Source organism: uncultured Roseobacter sp. (assembly GCF_947493125.1).
Taxonomy (GTDB): domain Bacteria; phylum Pseudomonadota; class Alphaproteobacteria; order Rhodobacterales; family Rhodobacteraceae; genus Roseobacter.
Genome location: NZ_CANLQB010000002.1, coordinates 390481 through 407377, shown reverse-complemented (window position 1 = coordinate 407377; position 16897 = coordinate 390481). Strand labels below are relative to the sequence as shown.

17 protein-coding genes are annotated in these 16897 nt (G+C 53.0%); 13 read left to right on the top strand and 4 right to left on the bottom strand.

Annotation, left to right across the window (positions count from 1 at the left end):
- Positions 1-355 precede the first annotated feature (355 nt).
- The 3 genes from Q1A71_RS05760 to Q1A71_RS05750 all read left to right on the top strand — a co-directional run bounded on the left by Q1A71_RS05760 (position 356) and on the right by Q1A71_RS05750 (position 3299).
- Positions 356-979 carry a hypothetical protein gene (locus Q1A71_RS05760; protein WP_299672867.1) on the top strand — a complete coding sequence of 208 codons (624 nt, stop codon included), beginning with the start codon at positions 356-358 and terminating at the stop codon, positions 977-979.
- A gap of 73 nt (positions 980-1052) precedes the next feature.
- The gene (locus tag Q1A71_RS05755; protein ID WP_299672864.1) at positions 1053-2366 is read left to right on the top strand and encodes a sulfatase-like hydrolase/transferase; all 1314 of its coding nucleotides are present in this window, start codon (positions 1053-1055) and stop codon (positions 2364-2366) included.
- A gap of 39 nt (positions 2367-2405) precedes the next feature.
- Entirely contained in the window at positions 2406-3299 is an 894-nt protein-coding gene (locus Q1A71_RS05750) for a glycosyltransferase family 2 protein (RefSeq protein ID WP_299672861.1), read from the top strand.
- Positions 3300-3607: 308 nt separating this feature from the next.
- Here the strand turns inward: Q1A71_RS05750 and fliP are convergent, their stop codons facing one another.
- Genes fliP through fliF form a run of 4 tightly spaced genes read right to left on the bottom strand, consistent with a single transcriptional unit; the run spans position 3608 to position 6856 of the window.
- Entirely contained in the window at positions 3608-4342 is a 735-nt protein-coding gene (gene fliP / locus Q1A71_RS05745; protein ID WP_299672858.1) for a flagellar type III secretion system pore protein FliP, read from the bottom strand.
- A 6-nt stretch (positions 4343-4348) separates the two neighbouring features.
- Positions 4349-4642 (bottom strand): FliM/FliN family flagellar motor C-terminal domain-containing protein, encoded by a 294-nt coding sequence (locus tag Q1A71_RS05740; protein ID WP_299672855.1) that lies wholly within the window; start codon positions 4640-4642, stop codon positions 4349-4351.
- Entirely contained in the window at positions 4635-5234 is a 600-nt protein-coding gene (locus Q1A71_RS05735; protein ID WP_299672852.1) for an ABC transporter ATP-binding protein, read from the bottom strand. Before Q1A71_RS05735 ends, Q1A71_RS05740 begins: the two co-directional genes overlap by 8 nt.
- Complete coding sequence (fliF, locus tag Q1A71_RS05730) at positions 5234-6856, bottom strand: flagellar basal-body MS-ring/collar protein FliF (RefSeq protein ID WP_299672849.1); 1623 nt, start codon at positions 6854-6856, stop codon at positions 5234-5236. Before fliF ends, Q1A71_RS05735 begins: the two co-directional genes overlap by 1 nt.
- Before the next feature lie 122 nt (positions 6857-6978).
- Here fliF and Q1A71_RS05725 point away from each other — a divergent pair, with 122 nt between their 5' ends.
- From Q1A71_RS05725 to Q1A71_RS05680, 10 genes are all read left to right on the top strand, one after another.
- Entirely contained in the window at positions 6979-7464 is a 486-nt protein-coding gene (locus tag Q1A71_RS05725) for a flagellar basal body-associated FliL family protein (protein ID WP_299672846.1), read from the top strand.
- Between the two features lie 10 nt (positions 7465-7474).
- Positions 7475-7867 (top strand): hypothetical protein, encoded by a 393-nt coding sequence (locus Q1A71_RS05720; protein WP_299672843.1) that lies wholly within the window; start codon positions 7475-7477, stop codon positions 7865-7867.
- Positions 7867-8463 carry a hypothetical protein gene (locus tag Q1A71_RS05715; protein WP_299672840.1) on the top strand — a complete coding sequence of 199 codons (597 nt, stop codon included), beginning with the start codon at positions 7867-7869 and terminating at the stop codon, positions 8461-8463. The genes Q1A71_RS05720 and Q1A71_RS05715 overlap by 1 nt, the downstream gene beginning before the upstream one ends.
- Positions 8464-8529: 66 nt before the next feature.
- Positions 8530-9399: a flagellar motor stator protein MotA gene (gene motA, locus Q1A71_RS05710; RefSeq protein WP_299672837.1), complete on the top strand. Its 870-nt coding sequence runs from the start codon at positions 8530-8532 to the stop codon at positions 9397-9399.
- Positions 9396-11651, top strand: a complete 2256-nt coding sequence (locus tag Q1A71_RS05705; RefSeq protein WP_299672834.1) for a hypothetical protein — start codon at positions 9396-9398, stop codon at positions 11649-11651. The genes motA and Q1A71_RS05705 overlap by 4 nt, the downstream gene beginning before the upstream one ends.
- 107 nt (positions 11652-11758) lie before the next feature.
- Positions 11759-12472, top strand: a complete 714-nt coding sequence (locus tag Q1A71_RS05700) for a transglycosylase SLT domain-containing protein (protein WP_299672831.1) — start codon at positions 11759-11761, stop codon at positions 12470-12472.
- Positions 12473-12516: 44 nt separating this feature from the next.
- Complete coding sequence (flhA, locus tag Q1A71_RS05695; protein ID WP_299673198.1) at positions 12517-14559, top strand: flagellar biosynthesis protein FlhA; 2043 nt, start codon at positions 12517-12519, stop codon at positions 14557-14559.
- Positions 14556-15326, top strand: coding sequence for a flagellar biosynthetic protein FliR (locus tag Q1A71_RS05690; protein ID WP_299672828.1), 771 nt, complete (start codon positions 14556-14558; stop codon positions 15324-15326). Before flhA ends, Q1A71_RS05690 begins: the two co-directional genes overlap by 4 nt.
- Positions 15323-16408 (top strand): flagellar type III secretion system protein FlhB, encoded by a 1086-nt coding sequence (locus Q1A71_RS05685; protein ID WP_299672825.1) that lies wholly within the window; start codon positions 15323-15325, stop codon positions 16406-16408. Before Q1A71_RS05690 ends, Q1A71_RS05685 begins: the two co-directional genes overlap by 4 nt.
- Positions 16408-16824: a hypothetical protein gene (locus tag Q1A71_RS05680; protein WP_299672822.1), complete on the top strand. Its 417-nt coding sequence runs from the start codon at positions 16408-16410 to the stop codon at positions 16822-16824. The genes Q1A71_RS05685 and Q1A71_RS05680 overlap by 1 nt, the downstream gene beginning before the upstream one ends.
- Positions 16825-16897 lie beyond the last annotated feature (73 nt).

Here is a 16897-nt window from a genome sequence, read left to right as displayed (position 1 = left end):
TGTGATAGCAGCCCAGAGTTCTGCTGGTATGGGGTTTCCAAATGCGTATCATGGACCACAACGCTAACATGAAGGCGGTAAAAGCGGCAACGGCTCGACGGTCAATAGGCTGCCCCAATAGCCACTTTAGCAGACGTCTATGGCCAATATGCCGCGCTTGCCGTTTATCTCCTAGGTCGCGCTTGTCGAGTTATCCCTATCGTACGAAAAGAAAGTGCACATCCAAGCGCATGCGCGGCAAGACTTCACCTTTTGGGCCAATCCGACGGAGTAGGCTGACATGGGTATCAGCATAAATATCGCGACACAGCTCGCTCGAATTGCCCCTCTCGTGTCACGCTGCCAAAACGGAGTCATGCTGGGCCGCCAAAAGATGCATTTCGCTCCCCGGGGTTGGACGCCGCGCCTGATCGAGAGCCTCGGACGGTTGGGCATTAACGCAACGCCCGAAGACATTTTTCAGCCTGATGGCTATTGCGAGACCTATCTCGAGACTATCGGCTGGCCACAACTCGACAGCCTGGATTTCACCGATGCGGAAGGGGCCGAGTATGTTCACGACCTGAACCGTGCGCTCGACGATAGGCTGTCTGGAAGGTTTGACCTGGTTTATGACGGTGGCACAACCGAGCATGTCTTCGATATTGCGCAATCCTTTCGTAACGTGGACCAGATGCTGATGGACGGCGGTATTTTCGTGTCCTGTGTGGGATCAGATGGGTGGTTTGGACATGGGTTTTACCAAATTGGCCCGGATGTCCCGTGGCGATACTGGGTGGCCAGCATGGGCTATAACATGCTGGGGTGCTGGACATTTGATCGTGCGGGACGGGGAGCCCCCCGCGTGATCGAAGATCCGACCCATCGCGCCCGGGGCGCCGAGCATCGCTATGAGACGCCGCAGTTCATCTTCTATGTTGTACAGAAACAGCCACGGGACCACGCACCCTCTCCGGTGGTTCAGAGCCACTACGTGTGACCCCCGCTCGAGATGAATATGCCATGATGGAGATCCGCGACAGCCATATACACATTCTGCGGGGTCTTGGGACATGACCGATCCGCGCAAGAACATTCTGCTCATCAGCTTCGACGATTGCTTTGCCTATCACCACTATCGGTCCGCCTTTGGGGAGACCTTGCAGGTCCCAAACCTTGACCGAATTGCGGCGTCCGCCACGCAATTTCAGTCGGCCTATTGCCAGGCCCCGATCTGCGGCCCGTCTCGCGCGAGCCTGATGAGCGGTCGGACCCCGCATCAGCTACAGTTGTTTAACAACGATCACGACGTTTTTCAAAAACTCGGGCCCAAAGACATATGGTCCTATCAACTCAAGGAAAGCGGATATTATTGCTCTTCCGGTGGAAAGGTCCATCACGGCTACAGCCCGCTTCCAAAACAAATTCACGATGTTCTTTATTCCGACGAACAAAAACGTTTTGGTAGCGACTTCTCGTTGCCGCCCGATGTGGCCAAACAGCGTTATGGCGGGATAAGAGGCGGCTGGGGCACCACGGACCCACTGGACGATGATATCTATTATGATGCAAAATCTGCCAATTCGGCGATTGAATTCCTGCAATCCTATGATCGCGACGAGCCCTTCTATCGAGAAGTCGGATTCTTCAGCCCGCACGGTCCACGCTTCACGCCGGCTCGGTTCAAGGAGATATACGCTCTTGACAAGTTCGAGATACCGGAGGTTTGGCGCACCGGATTTGATGATCATCCTTATACTGAAGAGCACTGGCCGCAAACGCCTGCGCTCGCATCGGGCAATGAGGACTGGTGGCGCCGCAACGTCCGCAATTATTTCTCCGGCCTTAGTCATGGTGATTATCATCTTGGTCGAGTTTGGGACGCGCTTCATTCCTCCAGATTCGCCGAGAACACGATTGTCATCATACTGACTGATCATGGGTTTCTTCTGGGTGCGCGAAACCGCTTCTACAAGAGCACTGTCTGGGAGCAATCTGCCGGTGTTCCGCTGATCATCTATGATCCGGAACATGCTGCTACAGTGGTCAACGACCCTGTGGCCTTGCTGGATGTTGGCCCCACAATTCTCGAATACGCAGGTATTTTACCGTCCGAGCAGATGATCGGCCGCTCCTTGAGCGAGCAGATAGCTGGGGCATCGCTGCCGGATCGCGCAGTGCCCACCTTTCGCTATGATAACGCTTCCGTTCGGAAGGGTAGTTTCCGTTTTGCGCGATATATGGACGGGAGCACACAGCTTTTTGACCTGACAGATGATATCTGGAACTTAAAAAGCTTGGGGTTAGACCACCCGGCCTTTGCCGAGATGCAGGATAGCTTGATCTCGACCTGCGCCGAATACGGGATGGAGTATGAGTTGGAATAGCCGCTTTGCCGGCCGGTCTGCAGACGGAAAGGCACCTCTATGGACAATTCGAAAAGACCACTTGGTGTCATCGGTATGGTTTTCGGCGACTATGCTATGCTGCAAAGGTGGTTTGACTATTATGCCGCGCAAGTCGGCGCTGAAAACCTGTATCTCTTCAGCCACGGTAATGATCCACAGCACCACGCCATAGCCAAGGGCGCGCATGTGATTGGCGTGCCTAGAGACCGTGATGTCATCAAATTCGACGCGCGCCGTTGGCGAATGATGAGTCACTTTGCCAGCGGATATCTGAACTATTACAACTGGATGCTGGTCACCGATATCGACGAGATTTTTGCTGTTGATCCAGAGGTATCACCCTCGCTCGTCGAGTATCTGGAGAGCAAATTCAGCGATATTTCTACCGCGCCGACCAGTATAAGCCCACTTGGGTTGAACATTGTTCATGTACCGGAGGAGGAGCCCTTGCCGATCGTTTCAGATCAAACGATCCTATCCCGCCGTCGCTACTTCTACCCCAGTCGGGTTTACAGCAAGCCAACCCTTGTTCGTGCTCCGGTGATTTTTGGCCCCGGCGGGCATCGGAACAACCTCGGACCACGCACTTTGTCTGATGATCTCTATCTCATCCATTTGAAGTTCTGCGACTTCACTGACATCGTCACCAGAACGCAAAACAAAAATGGCTTTATGGATGACATGGTCATCGGCGGAGCTGTTGACGTCGACAAAGTCCGGCGAGAAAAGACGCTGGCATCGTATCAGGAGCTGCGAAATCAATTCATACTTGCAGAAGAGAATATCAAATTGCCTGAGTTTAGGGAAAAAATGAAGAAGCAACGACCAAAATATGTGAATAACTATATTTGGGGAAATGCAAAATCAAATAAACTCTACCAGATACCAAGCCGGTTTTCCAGCTTAGTTTAATAGTGATATTGCGTTCAAGCGATTATGCAAAAAATAGTGATTGTGCTATGATCGTAAATCCTTCTGCTCAATAAGATTTTGGGCAAAGACATTAGGCAATGGAAGGCGGTGCGATCAATTTGCATTGGCTTTTGCCCAGATTCCCAAAGCTTTTGTTGCGGGGTCGGTGGCTCACGTAGATCCTATTACTATCAACATGATTTTGTAGAACTTCTTGAGCTGGCAACTAGCACTTCAGATCAAGAAATTTGTGTCCTCCTAAAGATAAGTTACTACGCCATATTCCGGCGATGCCAAAATTGTAGTGGTCAGAAGTAACTTCGCACCAAACTGCCGGCAATGAGGCTCCAGCCATCAGCGACTACAAAAAAGGCTAGCTTGAATGGCAAGGAGACGATCACAGGCGGTACCATCATCATCCCCATGGACATCAAGATGGCGGCAACGACAAGATCGATGATCAGAAACGGCAGGAATATCAAAAAGCCAATCTGAAATGCGCGAGATATCTCAGACAATAAAAAACTGGGCACCAGTACCGACAATGGCGCATCCGGCGTTGGGGTAGCGTCGACCGTGTCTGGTCGAAGTTCGGCCATGGCGTAAAAGGTCTCAGGATCTAAACGTCCCGCCATAAAGATTCTGAACGGTTCCAGAGTGCGCGTGAAAGCGGTTTCGACATCTATAAGATCGTCATTGAGGGGCACGATGCCGTTTTGCCAAGCATCGGTAAATACCGGTTCCATGATGAAATAGGTCAGAAAGAGAGCTAAGCTGACGATTAGCATATTCGGTGGCGATTGCTGCAAGCCGATAGCTTGTCTGAGAATTGAGAGCACCGTTACAAGGAATGGAAAACAGGTCACCATGATCGCCAATCCAGGCGCCAGGCTAAGGACAGTAATCAGTGCGAAGAGTTGGATAGTTCTCGCACTGATCGATCCATCATCTCCAAGAGAAAAAGAGATCTCCTGTGCAACCGCCACTGTGGGCGACAGCAGCGAGACTGCAGCCAAGAGCCATGAAAACCGTATGGGGCGCATTTGGTTCTAGTGACCAGCCTGCAGATCGACAATTTCGGTCAGTCGCACGACAAGTTGTCCACTGCTCTCGCCATCTTTTTCCTCTAGCGTCCCGCGGGCGATCAACCGATCTCCGACATAGAGTTCGACAGGGTCATCGACGGTCTTGTCCAGAGGCAAAACTGCATCTTCTCCCAATGCGACCAAATCGCGAATCAATGGACGCGCTTTGCCCACGCAAACGCTCACCTCAATCGGAACAGACGTAAAGGGATTGCTTGTTTCAGCGCTGGCGTTCCGGGCCGTGGGTGCATCATCCATTTTTGTTCTCCTGCTCGGTTTCATGGAAAAACGCCGTCAGTGCGCTGCTGACACCCGACAGGACAGCCTCCAAATCGACACTGCGTTCGGTATCTCCGATCCGGACGTAAGCCTGGCCGTCGCCCAACGACGGCTCCCCGACAACTTCGAACGGGTCCTTAAGCTTCTCGGCTGCAAGGGTTTGTATTGCCTCGATATTTACTGGAGAGACCACGATCTCAATCGGTTGATGTGGCTGCTCTTTGATCATCTCCATAAGTTGATCGACGATTTTCGGACCAAGTGTGCTCTGGGCAATAGACGGCAAAAGCTTGTCAACGATTTCTGTCAGGATGGGCTTGAGCGACAGCGTCAGCTTGGACAGAGCTTCGTTGTAGGTGAACGACATATCCTGCAAGTTTTGACCGAGTTCAGCGCTTATCTTCGCTGTCGAATCTGACTGCGCTTTGACGGCGTCATCCCAACCCGCCTGGTAGCCTTTTTCGAAAGCTTCCAGTTGTTGATCCTCTGTCACTGCAATGTTGGCTTCCGCTTCCTGCGGATCCGGCGCCTTTGGTCCACCAAAGTTCCGATACCTGTGCGAGAGTGACATCAGGCATTCTCCTCTTTGTCTTCCAACCAGCTTCGAAGAATTTCAACCGTTTCCTCTTGGCGCTCTCCGATCATGGACCTTAGGCGATCAACCGGATCTTCCGACATGCTTCCACCCATAGGCAGCTCCGGAAGCTCACCTGAAGGGTCACCGCCAAAACCAGAGATCATTGGCAATTCCGGCAGCTCGAAGTCATCCGACTCTACCTCGCCGTTCAGGCCAGCATCATCGGCCGAAGCCAAGTCCCCGGGAGGTAGAGCCGGAATATCTTGCTCTTCTGGCAGCGCCGGTTTGCTTAGCAGTGGCCGGACCACAAAGAGACCAAGTATCAACGTGACCAATGCCAGAACCGCCATCTGGATCGCTGACATCACATCAAGGTGCATCCCATCGAAGAAAGATGTGCTCGCGACCGTGCCCTGTGGTGGCACGCTCTGCAACGCCATTGACTTTATCGTAATGATGTCACCTCTGGCTTCGTCAAAGCCAACGGCTGAGGCCACCAGATCTCGCAGGGCATCAAGTTCAACCTGATCGCGTGGCGCCAGCTCCTGCGCACCATTCTCGTCTTCGACGATCGCATCGTTGACGAGTACTGCGACCGTTAGCCTCTTTATCGCACCAGGTACTCGGACAATTTCACGCTCGGTTTCGGAGACTTCATAGTTGATCCGCTCGCGCGTTTCGCTGTTCTGCGATGATGAATTCTCTCCATTTCCACCTTCTTCGTCTGGCAGATTCGACGCAACGGTGACGTTCCCGCCGCCAGCTTCGCTCGAGGTATTGTTTCGCTCCTCGGTATCGGTGCTGATGGCGACACGGCTCTCGGGATCAAAAGTCCGTTCCCGGATCGCCTCGCTTTCAGTGACCGTATCGACGCTCACTTCTACGACGGCATTCCCGAAACCAACGCGCGCCTCGAGCAATCGCTGTACTCTGTCACGCAAAACCTGCGCTTTGTCATCGAAAGCGGCTGGAGCAACCTCATCCGCCGTGCCTATGAGCGCTCCATTTGCATCGATCACAGCCACATCCTCGGACGCCAGACCAGCAACGGCCGATGATACAAGAAACCGAATCGCCTTTGCTTGCGGTGCTGTTATTGCAGCTCCGGTCGGCGTCACCGACACCGACGCCTTTGGGGTTACGCCGCGCTGGAAGGGGTTCGATCCGGTGCTTGCAATATGAACGCGTGCCATCGCTATGTGTGGGCTGGACACGATTGTACGGGCCAGCTCGCCCTCTTTTGCCCGCCAGTATGCTGCATCGAACATCTGCGATGTCGTGCCGAAACCAGATAGCGTATCGAGCAATTCATACCCGCGATTGGAGTTGGCAGGCAGGCCTTCGCTGGCCAATGTCATACGGAGTTGATCGCGCTCGTCCGCAGCCACGAAGATGGAGCCGCCGCGAACCTCAAAAGATGCACCACGCTGTTCAAGAGCGCGCACGACATCGCCAGCGGCACCATTTTCCAGCCCAGCGTACAGCAAAGTCATGGAAGGAGCGGTTGCCATGCGGGACATCGCAAGAATTCCGAAAAACATGGCCACAGTCGCTACGATCACGATGATCTGACGGCGTAAATCAAGTCCCGTCCACGCGTTCAGTAATTGCTGCACAATCGCCTCCGTTAAGCCGAACATTCTATTCAGCACTGCGCACAGCAATGAACGATCTGGCTTAACAATCGGTTAGTGCAATCGCGCTTATAACAAATTTCGTAACCAAGAATGGGATAGCCATGGCAGACGCAGCGACCATTGAAGACGAAAGTGAGTCAAAACCATCAAAAATGCCTTTGATACTTGGGCTTGTCTTGCTTGTACTCGGCGGCGGGGGCGGTTTCTATGCGACGTGGAGCGGACTGCTTTTTGGCGGCGAATCAGAAATGCCGAAAGCGGAAGTGGTCGAGGAGAAAGACGGACCATCGATCAAATTCGTGCCGATTGATCCGATCACGGTGTCTTTACCTCCCGGCAGCGCGCAAAGCCACCTTCGCTTTCGCGCCGAGCTGGAAGTCGCTCAAGAGCACGCATCCGATGTTGAAGCCGTTCTGCCAAGGATCATCGATGTGTTGAATGGCTACCTAAGGGCCATCGAAGCGAACGATATCACAAATCCCTCGGCTCTGACGCGGCTACGAGCGCAGATGCTTAGGCGGGTCCAGGTGATCACGGGCCCCGAGCAAGTGAAAGACCTGCTCATTATGGAATTTGTACTGAATTAAGGAGGGTGACATGGAACTTATAGCGGATGTCCTTTTGGCTGCAGGAGCTCTTGGAGCTGGCCTTTATTGTCTTGTGCTCGGTCGACGACTCAACAGGTTCAACGATCTGGAGAAAGGAGTTGGCGGGGCTGTCGCAGTCCTGTCGGCGCAAGTCGATGATCTGACCAAGACGCTCTCAGCCGCGCAGGCGACCGCGGCGACATCGGCGCAAACCTTGACCGATTTGACAAAGCGGGCGGAAGACATGTCTCGCAAGCTTGAATTGCAGATGGCGTCTCTTCACGACGTCCCTGATGTTCCGCAATCACCGACACCCGGCCCACAGCACACCCCGGCACCGGCCCCGGCTCCCGTTGCAAGCGAACCCATGTTTGTCCGCCACCGCGGCACGGAGACCCACTGATGAAGCTCCCAAAATTTCTTATGGCTCGAAACGGGCGTGGGTCCATCATGTTGATCGCCAGTCTTCTCGTAGGATCCGCTGTTCTGAGGATCGGGATTGGGGCAGGGCAGGCGGTTGCGACAGAAAACCCATCTGCAGCAATTGAAACAGCGATGGCTGATGAAACGCCCATGGAGCCCAACGAGAAGGATCGGCTATCAAACATGTTGCAGGCCTTCCAAGAACGCGAAGCTCGGCTCGCCCAACGGGAAGAGCAGATTGACATGCGAATGAAAGCTCTCTCCGTCGCAGACGAAGAGATCGAACGGCGACTGGTCAACCTGCAGCAGGCCGAAGCCTCTCTGCGAGAACTGCTCGCGCTCGCAAACACCGCCGCAGAAGACGACTTGGCGCGGTTGACCTCGGTTTACGAAAATATGAAACCGAAGGAAGCCGCCGCTCTGTTTGAGGAGATGGAGCCGGCATTTGCCGCAGGCTTTCTCGGTCGCATGCGACCTGATGCAGCCGCCGGTGTTATGGCTGGCTTGTCTCCGCAAACTGCATATTCGATCAGTGTCATCTTAGCCGGCCGCAATGCGGACGTCCCAGAAACCTAGAGTGACGCAGAGGCTTTTTTAACTTCCTTTTGCGACACTACCGCTCGGTAATGACTGGGGTTCGAGATGATCGGAATCATTGGTATTGTATGTGTGTTCGCAATGGTCTTTGGCGGCTATCTGGCCGCTGGAGGCAAGATGGGCATTATTTTCAAAGCTTTGCCCTTTGAAATGACGATGATCGGCGGTGCCGCGCTCGGCGCCTTTCTGATCAGTAACGATTCCTCAGCGATCAAGCAGACTGCCCGCGATATGGGCAAAGTCTTCAAGGGTCCGAAATGGGCCCATGATGATTATAAAGATCTGCTTTGCCTCCTATTCGAACTGATCCGACTGGCACGCCAAAACCCGGTCGCAATTGAAGAGCATATCGAGGCGCCCGATGAATCTTCGATTTTTTCGAAGTATCCCAAGATACTAAAAGATCGGGAAGCCATCGCATTGATCTGCGACACAATGAGGTCGGCGTCAATGAACTACGACGACCCGCATCAGGTCGAAGAGGTTCTTGAGAAGCGTATGGAAGCCAACATGCACCACGCAATGCATTCAGCGCATGCGCTGCAGACTGTTGCTGACGGCTTGCCGGCATTGGGCATCGTCGCGGCTGTGCTGGGCATCATCAAGACTATGGGATCCATCGACCAGCCACCAGAAGTCCTTGGTAAGCTGATCGGCGGTGCACTTGTCGGAACATTTTTGGGAGTGTTCCTCGCCTATGGATTTGTTGGCCCTTTTGCCGCCAAGGTGAAAACTATCACCGAGGACGATGGACATTTCTATCAATTGATCCGCGAAGTTCTTGTGGCGAACCTTCATGCGCATGCCACCAATATCTGTATTGAAGTAGGTCGGCAAAATACACCGTCTCACTGTCGACCCAGCTTTGCAGAGCTCGAAGATGCTTTGAAAGCGGTCAAGCAAGGTGCTGCATGATCAGAGCTATCGCCTCAGGTTTGCTGGTTGGTCTGTGTATCGCATCCATGGGATACGCCAGTCCCATTGTTGTGCGATCTGGGGATCACGAGGGCTTTACGCGGTTGGTCATGCAGCTACCAAATGATGCAGACTGGCAAGTTACAGAAAATCCGGGCCTAAAAATTGTTACAATTTCCGACCATAGTGAAGGTTTTGATATCAACCGCGTGTTCGATGTCATTCCAAGAGACCAACTCACCAGTGTCCGCTCGTATCCATCTCGCCTTGAACTCGAGGTGTCATGCGCGTGCGGAATCAATACATTCATGGAGCGCGGACGTTTTCTGGTCATTGATATTCTGGACGGCCCACCTTTGCCGCCAATGATCCGAGCCGATGCCGCTCGCTTCATAACGGCGCGTCCTGCTTCTCGATTCAACTTTGGAGATTTACTTTGGTCTGAGTTTGCGTCCCAAGATGACGATGACTCAGAGAGCCAACTGACCGAGAGTCCGCAAACTGATGTCGCCAGTGGGTCTTCGGCGGCTACAGATATTGAAACGACCTTGATCGAAGAAACGCGAACAGAGTTGTTGCGCGGGCTTAGTAACGCCACGTCCCGTGGCATTCTCGAACCTGCCACGCCAGATCTCGGTGGATTACTCAACGATACCACAGAACCAACAGAGCAAGATATCTACGACTCTTCCGAGGAAATAGTGTCCGAAGCTTCGCCCAAAACAGGCAATATTCGGATAACTAGTAGCCGCGATACCCCAACTTCCTTCCATGATAGTGGGTTCATGACATCTGGAGCGGTCTGCCCAGATCCAGCCACAGTGAAAGTTTCAACTTGGGGAAGCGACAAGCCGTTTCATCTTCAAGTTGCAGAATTACGCCGTGAGCTATTCTCCGAATTTGACCGCTTGGACCAAGACATTGCTTTGCAACTCGCACGTTTGTATATCTTCTTCGGCTTTGGCGCAGAAGCAAAGCAGGTGTTGAGGCTGTCAGATGATTTGCTAGCCACCAACCCAGAGTTATTCGATCTTGCAAGCATCATGGAACATGGCTTTGCTGTTAATCCTAGGTTCGTACATCAATTTGCAGATTGCGACTCGGATTTAGCTCTTTGGGCAGCAATGGCCGCCAAAGAACTCTCCCCCGATCAGATCCTGAACGAAGCGGCCGCCCTTCGGGCTTTGGCTAGCCTTCCGGATCACGTGAAACGCTTTATTGCACCCGCGCTCAGTCAACGGCTTGCAGATCGCGGCGATTTAGATTCCGCGTCCATCGCATTGCGCAATCTTGAATGGAATGAAGATACTCAAAGCAGCAGTACCGAACTTGCGCAGGCGATGATAGAGAAACAGCATGGCAACAGAGATCGTGCAGAAAAAATTCTGTCGGCCGTTGTTGCAAGCAACACTCCTGAAACACCCGAAGCGATGATCGCTTTCGTGGAAAGCCGACTAAGGGATGGAGATGCTATTCCAGCCGATATCGCACTGCTAATTGAAACATATGCGTTTGAGTTGCGTGATAGTCCAATCGCAAAGGATATTCATCGAACCCACGTCATTGCATCAGCATACTCCGGTCAGTTCTCAAAGGCATTCGATGCGATGCGCAGTGATCTTGTTTCCGAGGACCCTGCACTCACCGCTGAACTTTTGTCACATATCTTCTCCGCACTGTCCTCCAGCGCTGACGACGTAACTTTTTTGGAGGCGTTCTTTTCACAGTTTCCTTCGACGCCAGTAGCGCTGACAAATAGGGCGACCAAGCTAACAACGTCCCGACTCTTAGAACTTGGCTTCTCAACCGAGGCGGAGAGCATACTGGCAGAGCTACCCTCTAGTCAAAAAGATGATGACCTTCGTATGCTTCACGCAGAATCACTCGTGGCTATACAACAGCCGGAGGCAGCCTTAACGATCCTTGATCTGGTCGAAGCTGACCAGTCAGACGATGTCCGCGCCCGCGCTTTGTCTCAACTTGGCGAGAACGAGCAAGCGTTTGAATTATTTCAAACCCTGAACTCTGAAGATGCGGCCGTCAGGTCGGCTTGGCTTGCAAGTGAGTGGACCGAAATAATGCCACCTGAAACTCCAGTTTTCGGTAGTGCACGTTCACTCGCTGAAGAGATAGTTCCAACCGTAAGGCCGCGTGACGGGATGTTGGAGTCGATTGGTGCAGCGGTCGAACAGAGCACATCTGCTCGCTCGGCCCTGCAAGACCTGCTGGACCGCGTCCCAGTTGATCGCTGACAAGCTTCGATCACAGCGATCACAGAAACAGCGCTTCGGTTACCTCCTGTAAACCATGAATAGATACAAAGGAGACTCTGCAAAACGCAGTGTGTGAGAGGGTCAGAATGACACGGGGAATCTGGTTTTTGAGTTGGGTTTGGAGCGTCGGATCGGCAGTCCTAGTCGTCATCATCATAAGTGGCTATCCTGTAAAGGCCAGCGGGACGAACACCTGTGATCGAGCCGCAACTCTCGTGGCACAAGAGACAAATGTCCCCCTTTCTATCCTGCGTGCAATCACGAGAACTGAGACAGGTCGGACGCGTTCGGGCCACTTTGAGCCTTGGCCCTGGGCGACCAATACCGGTGGAGAAGGCCGTTGGTTCGATACAAAATCGGAAGCCATTCAACATGCTCAGGCTCGTTTGAACAAAGGGACCACAAATATAGACATCGGTTGCTTTCAACTGAATTACCGATGGCATGGTCATGCATTTTCGAACTTAGAACACATGTTCGACCCCGTCGAGAACGCGCGCTACGCAGCGGGCTTTTTGTCAAAGCTTTACGCCGAGAAAAAGGACTGGATTGGAGCCGTTGGCGCCTATCATTCCCGGACGCAAGAAAACGCCTCACGCTATAAGCGTCGGTTTTCAGAAGTTCATGCCCAACTGGCGGATAGCATTGCTCGGCCAAGTTACGGATCAGCACCGGCCAGTCGCAGCAATCGCTTTCCACTTCTCCAAAGGTCCAATACACAGCCGAGCCTTGGCTCATTGGTGCCGCTCGGGCAGACGACGGGCACCAGTATTCTTCTGCCACCAATCGGAGAGATCTAGCTGTGCAGAATTTGACTGCAAAAGCGCTATTTAACCCAACAGTCATGCTCGCTGTCGCCCTGATGGCCGTTATCGTCATGATGATCCTGCCGATGCCTGCTTGGGTCTTAGATGTTGGGCTCGCGGCATCCTTTGCCCTTGCCATACTGATCTTCACTGTAACTCTTTTCATTGAGCGGCCGCTGGACTTCTCGGCCTTTCCAACAATCCTGCTTGCATCACTGATGCTCCGACTATCTCTAAACGTATCCTCTACAAAATTGATCATTGGGGAGGGGCATACCGGCACGGACGCGGCAGGTGACGTTATCGAGGGTTTCGCCCAATTCGTAATGGGTGGAAGCGTATTCCTTGGTCTTGTGGTCTTTTGCGTGCTCCTGATTGTCAACTTCATGGTGATTACCAAAGGCGCAACTCGCATGGCAGAAGTTGGCGCAAGATTTGCTCTTGATGGTATGCCTGGCAAGCAGCTTGCGATCGATAGCGACATGTCAGCTGGCGCAATTACGCATACTGAGGCAAGGGAGCGACGCGAAAGGGAGCAACAGGAAACGACGTTTTTCGGCTCACTCGACGGTGCATCCAAGTTTGTCAAAGGGGATGCTATCGCGGGTCTTCTGATCACACTACTTAACCTAGTCGCTGGACTGATCATGGGTATCGTCGTGCATGATATGCCAATTGGTCAGGCTTTTGAGACGTACGCGATACTGACGGTTGGCGACGGCTTGGTCTCACAAATCCCCGCGGTAGTCATTTCGATTGCATCTGCTCTTCTATTGGCCCGAGGCGGGGCCCAAGGTGCGACCGACTTGGCAGTCTTCGACCAGCTTGGCAAACATCCCGCGGCCATCGCAACTGTTGCTGGGTTGCTTATCCTTTTTGCGTTGTTTCCAGGTCTACCGTTTGCTCCGTTCATTGTCGGTGGCGCGGCAATGGGCGGCCTCGCTTATTGGCTGGATAGAAAAGCAAAAGCAAAAGCGAAAAATGAAGAACTTGAAATGGTTCAAACAGATTTGCCCAAAGAAAAGCCTCTTGGAGATATTCTTGAACTGGATGACATTCATGTCGAATTCGCCGCAGATCTGGTCAACATGGTTCTGGACCCCGGTACTGGGCTGGATGCGCGAATATCCAATATGCGCACACATGTCGCTTCGGTCTACGGATTGATCCTTCCCGAGATCCGCCTGACCGACAACACGGCGTTACCGGTTGGTACCTACATTCTCCGGATCCAGGGCGTTGAACAAGCTCGGGCTTCACTGAACCCCGACCAAATTCTAGCTCTTGTACCAGAGAATGCAGGGAGCCTGCCCGATGGTCGCGATACAACTGAACCGGTCTATGGCGCTCCGGCGCGTTGGATAAATGCGCGGGATCAAGAACAAGCCTCACTGGACGGACTAACACTCGTGACACCAGCCGAAATCCTGGCAACACATGTTTTGGAAACCGTAAAACGAAACTTCAGCCGACTGTTGTCTTTAAAGTCGCTTAGACGCTTGTTGCATGAGATGACAAACGTCTCAGACCCAAAACGCGCTGAAGCAAACCGCAAACTACTCGACGAAATGATCCCAGACAAAGTGCCGATCGATGTCTTGCACGCCGTTTTGCGGCTTTTGCTCGATGAACAAGTCTCGATCAGGAATCTACCGCTCATCTTGGAAGCTACTGCCGAAGCACGTGGCCAGAACGCTCAGCCGGAGGCCATCTGCGAGCACGTTCGCCAGAGGCTTGGATTCCAGCTCATCGCAGATATGAAACGGGAGGATGGTACCCTTCCGCTTGTCCAACTTGCACCGGAGTGGGAGGAAACCTTCAACACCTATCAAGTCGAAGCTGACCGAGGTTTGGATATTGCTTTACCGCCGGAGATTTTCAATCAGCTGGCTGAGAACATGTCCGAGAAGCTTCGGGCGGTCAGCGAAAGCGGTATTAATGCTGCAATTGTCACCAATACGCGTCGACGTCGATTCCTGAGGACGGTTATGCGTGCCAAAGGTATTAACAATCCTGTGTTGTCGTTCGAAGAAATCGGTCTTGATGCGCGGCCATCTCTTGTGGGTGTTGTCGCAGCATGAGTGGTCTCGCTGACCTATTTCCTCTTCTGAACGACTCGCTTTGGCATGGCTTTGCTGTGTTTTTGAGGGTTGCCGCAATTGTCTCGATGTTGCCAGCCTTCGGCGAGCAGACCGTACCAGCTCGAGTAAAGCTAATCATTGCACTCGCCTTTACGCTCATTGTCGCGCCGGCGATACCTGCCATGCAAATGCCGGCATCCTTTGGTATAAGCACTTTCCTCATATTGACCGAAGTTCTTTCAGGCCTTGCTTTGGGTATTGGGATTCGGCTGTTCATCCTGGCACTCCAAACAGCGGGAACAATCGCCGCCCATGCGACATCATTGTCTCAGGTCCTGGGCGGGGCTGGCGTCGATCCAATGCCTGCAATGGGCTATGTGCTCATTATTGGCGGAATTGCACTGGCTGTCATGACAGGGCTTCACGTTAAGGCCGCCGAACTTATCATCCTTTCTTATGAGTTTATGCCGATGGGGCGTTTCACGGATGCGTCGATCCTGTCGGATTGGGGCGTCGCACAGGTCGCGCGTGCTTTCACGCTTGCATTTACCTTGGCCGCTCCCTTCGTCATCCTGTCCGTTCTCTACAACGTCGCCTTGGGTGCGATAAACAAGGCAATGCCACAGCTGATGGTCGCCTTTGTGGGCGCCCCGGTCATTACGGCGGGCGGACTTTTTCTGCTTCTTGTGGCCTCACCACTAATGCTGTCGGTATGGGTGCAGGCAATGGACCGGTTCCTTGCCAACCCATTTGGTCCAATCCCATGAGCGAGCCAACAGATCAAAGTGACAAGACCTATGAGGCGACACCGCAGAAGCTACTTGACGCCCGAAAAAAAGGCGAAATTGCTCGCTCTACCGAGATATTGACCGCATTCGCTTACGCGGGGTTGCTTGTCGCATTCATGGCCGCCGGTAGCAGCGGCCTCATTTATCTTGGCACGTCAATGATGGTCTTGATTGACCAGTCTGCGCAGTTGGCTCCGCTTTTTTTTGGCGGAGCTGCTGGCGCGCCAACAGGAGGCATATTGGCCAGCATACTATGGTCGATGTCTCCCATATTTGGGTTCCCTGCGCTGGCCGTGCTTCTTTGCCTCTTCGCCATGCGAGGTATCGTTTTTGCGCCGACCAAAGTCGCACCCAAGCTCTCAAACATCTCGATTATCGCCAACGCAAAGAATAAGTTCGGTCGGCGCGGCCTTTTCCAGTTCGTGGTCAGTTTTGCAAAGCTGATGATTTACTCCGCCTGTCTGGCGCTATTTATCCATCTCAGGCTCGACGAGATGGTTGCCGTTTTGCAAACTAATCCTCGAATTGTCGTTTCGCTTCTCGCAGAGATCTGCCTATCCTTTCTCTTAGTTGTCGTCATTGTTTCCAGCGTAATCGGAGTAATCGACGCAATCTGGCAACACTTCGAGCATCTCCGCAAGAACATGATGTCTCGCAAAGAGGTCATGGACGAAACAAAGAATAACGAAGGCGACCCCTACATGAAGCAGGAACGCCGACAGCGGGCTCAGAGCATAGCAGGCGCGCAAATGATGGCAGACGTTCCTATGGCAGATGTCATCATCGTAAACCCCACCCACTATGCCGTCGCCTTGAAGTGGGACCGCAAGCCTGGGCAAGCTCCAGTCTGTGTTGCCAAAGGTCTTGATGAGATCGCCCTCCGCATCCGCGAAATTGCTACGGAAAACGGTGTGCCCATTCACAGCGATCCGCCCACAGCGCGCGCAATTCATGCGACCACACAGTTGGGCGAACAGATATCACCTGATCACTATCGCGCTGTTGCGGCCGCTATCCGATTTGCCGAGGCCATGCGCCGCCGGGCGAAAGGACGAATTTGATGCGTATAGAAGATGCGCGTAGGCTACACGCACTGGCCGATGCGAGATATCAAGCCCGTCAACAGCTGTTTCAAAGTCTGCTGCAACGCGAAAATGTCGTCAGAGCAGATCTGGAAAAATTAGACCGGCAAGCGCGATCAGCAGAGCAGTCAGCGGACGGGACGATGCAGTCGATCGGCGCTGATGTGATCTGGAAAACCTGGCTGGGCAAAACCAGAAAGTCGCTAAATATGCAACTGGCCCTAATATTGGCGGAGAAAGACCAGCATATGCGACAGATCAAACAAGCCTATGGCAAAGTGCTTGCTACAGAGGAAATTCTAAAGGGGCTGTTAAGCGAACGAAACAAAACGCTTCGAAAGGCCGAGCTGGACGCCGCAGTAGAGATAGCTATTCTGGACGAAAAACAACAGTGACCCTTACGGACCATTTGGCGCACCTGCATGTGCAGCAATACCCTGCATTGATCAGGGCATGGCGTCGATATAT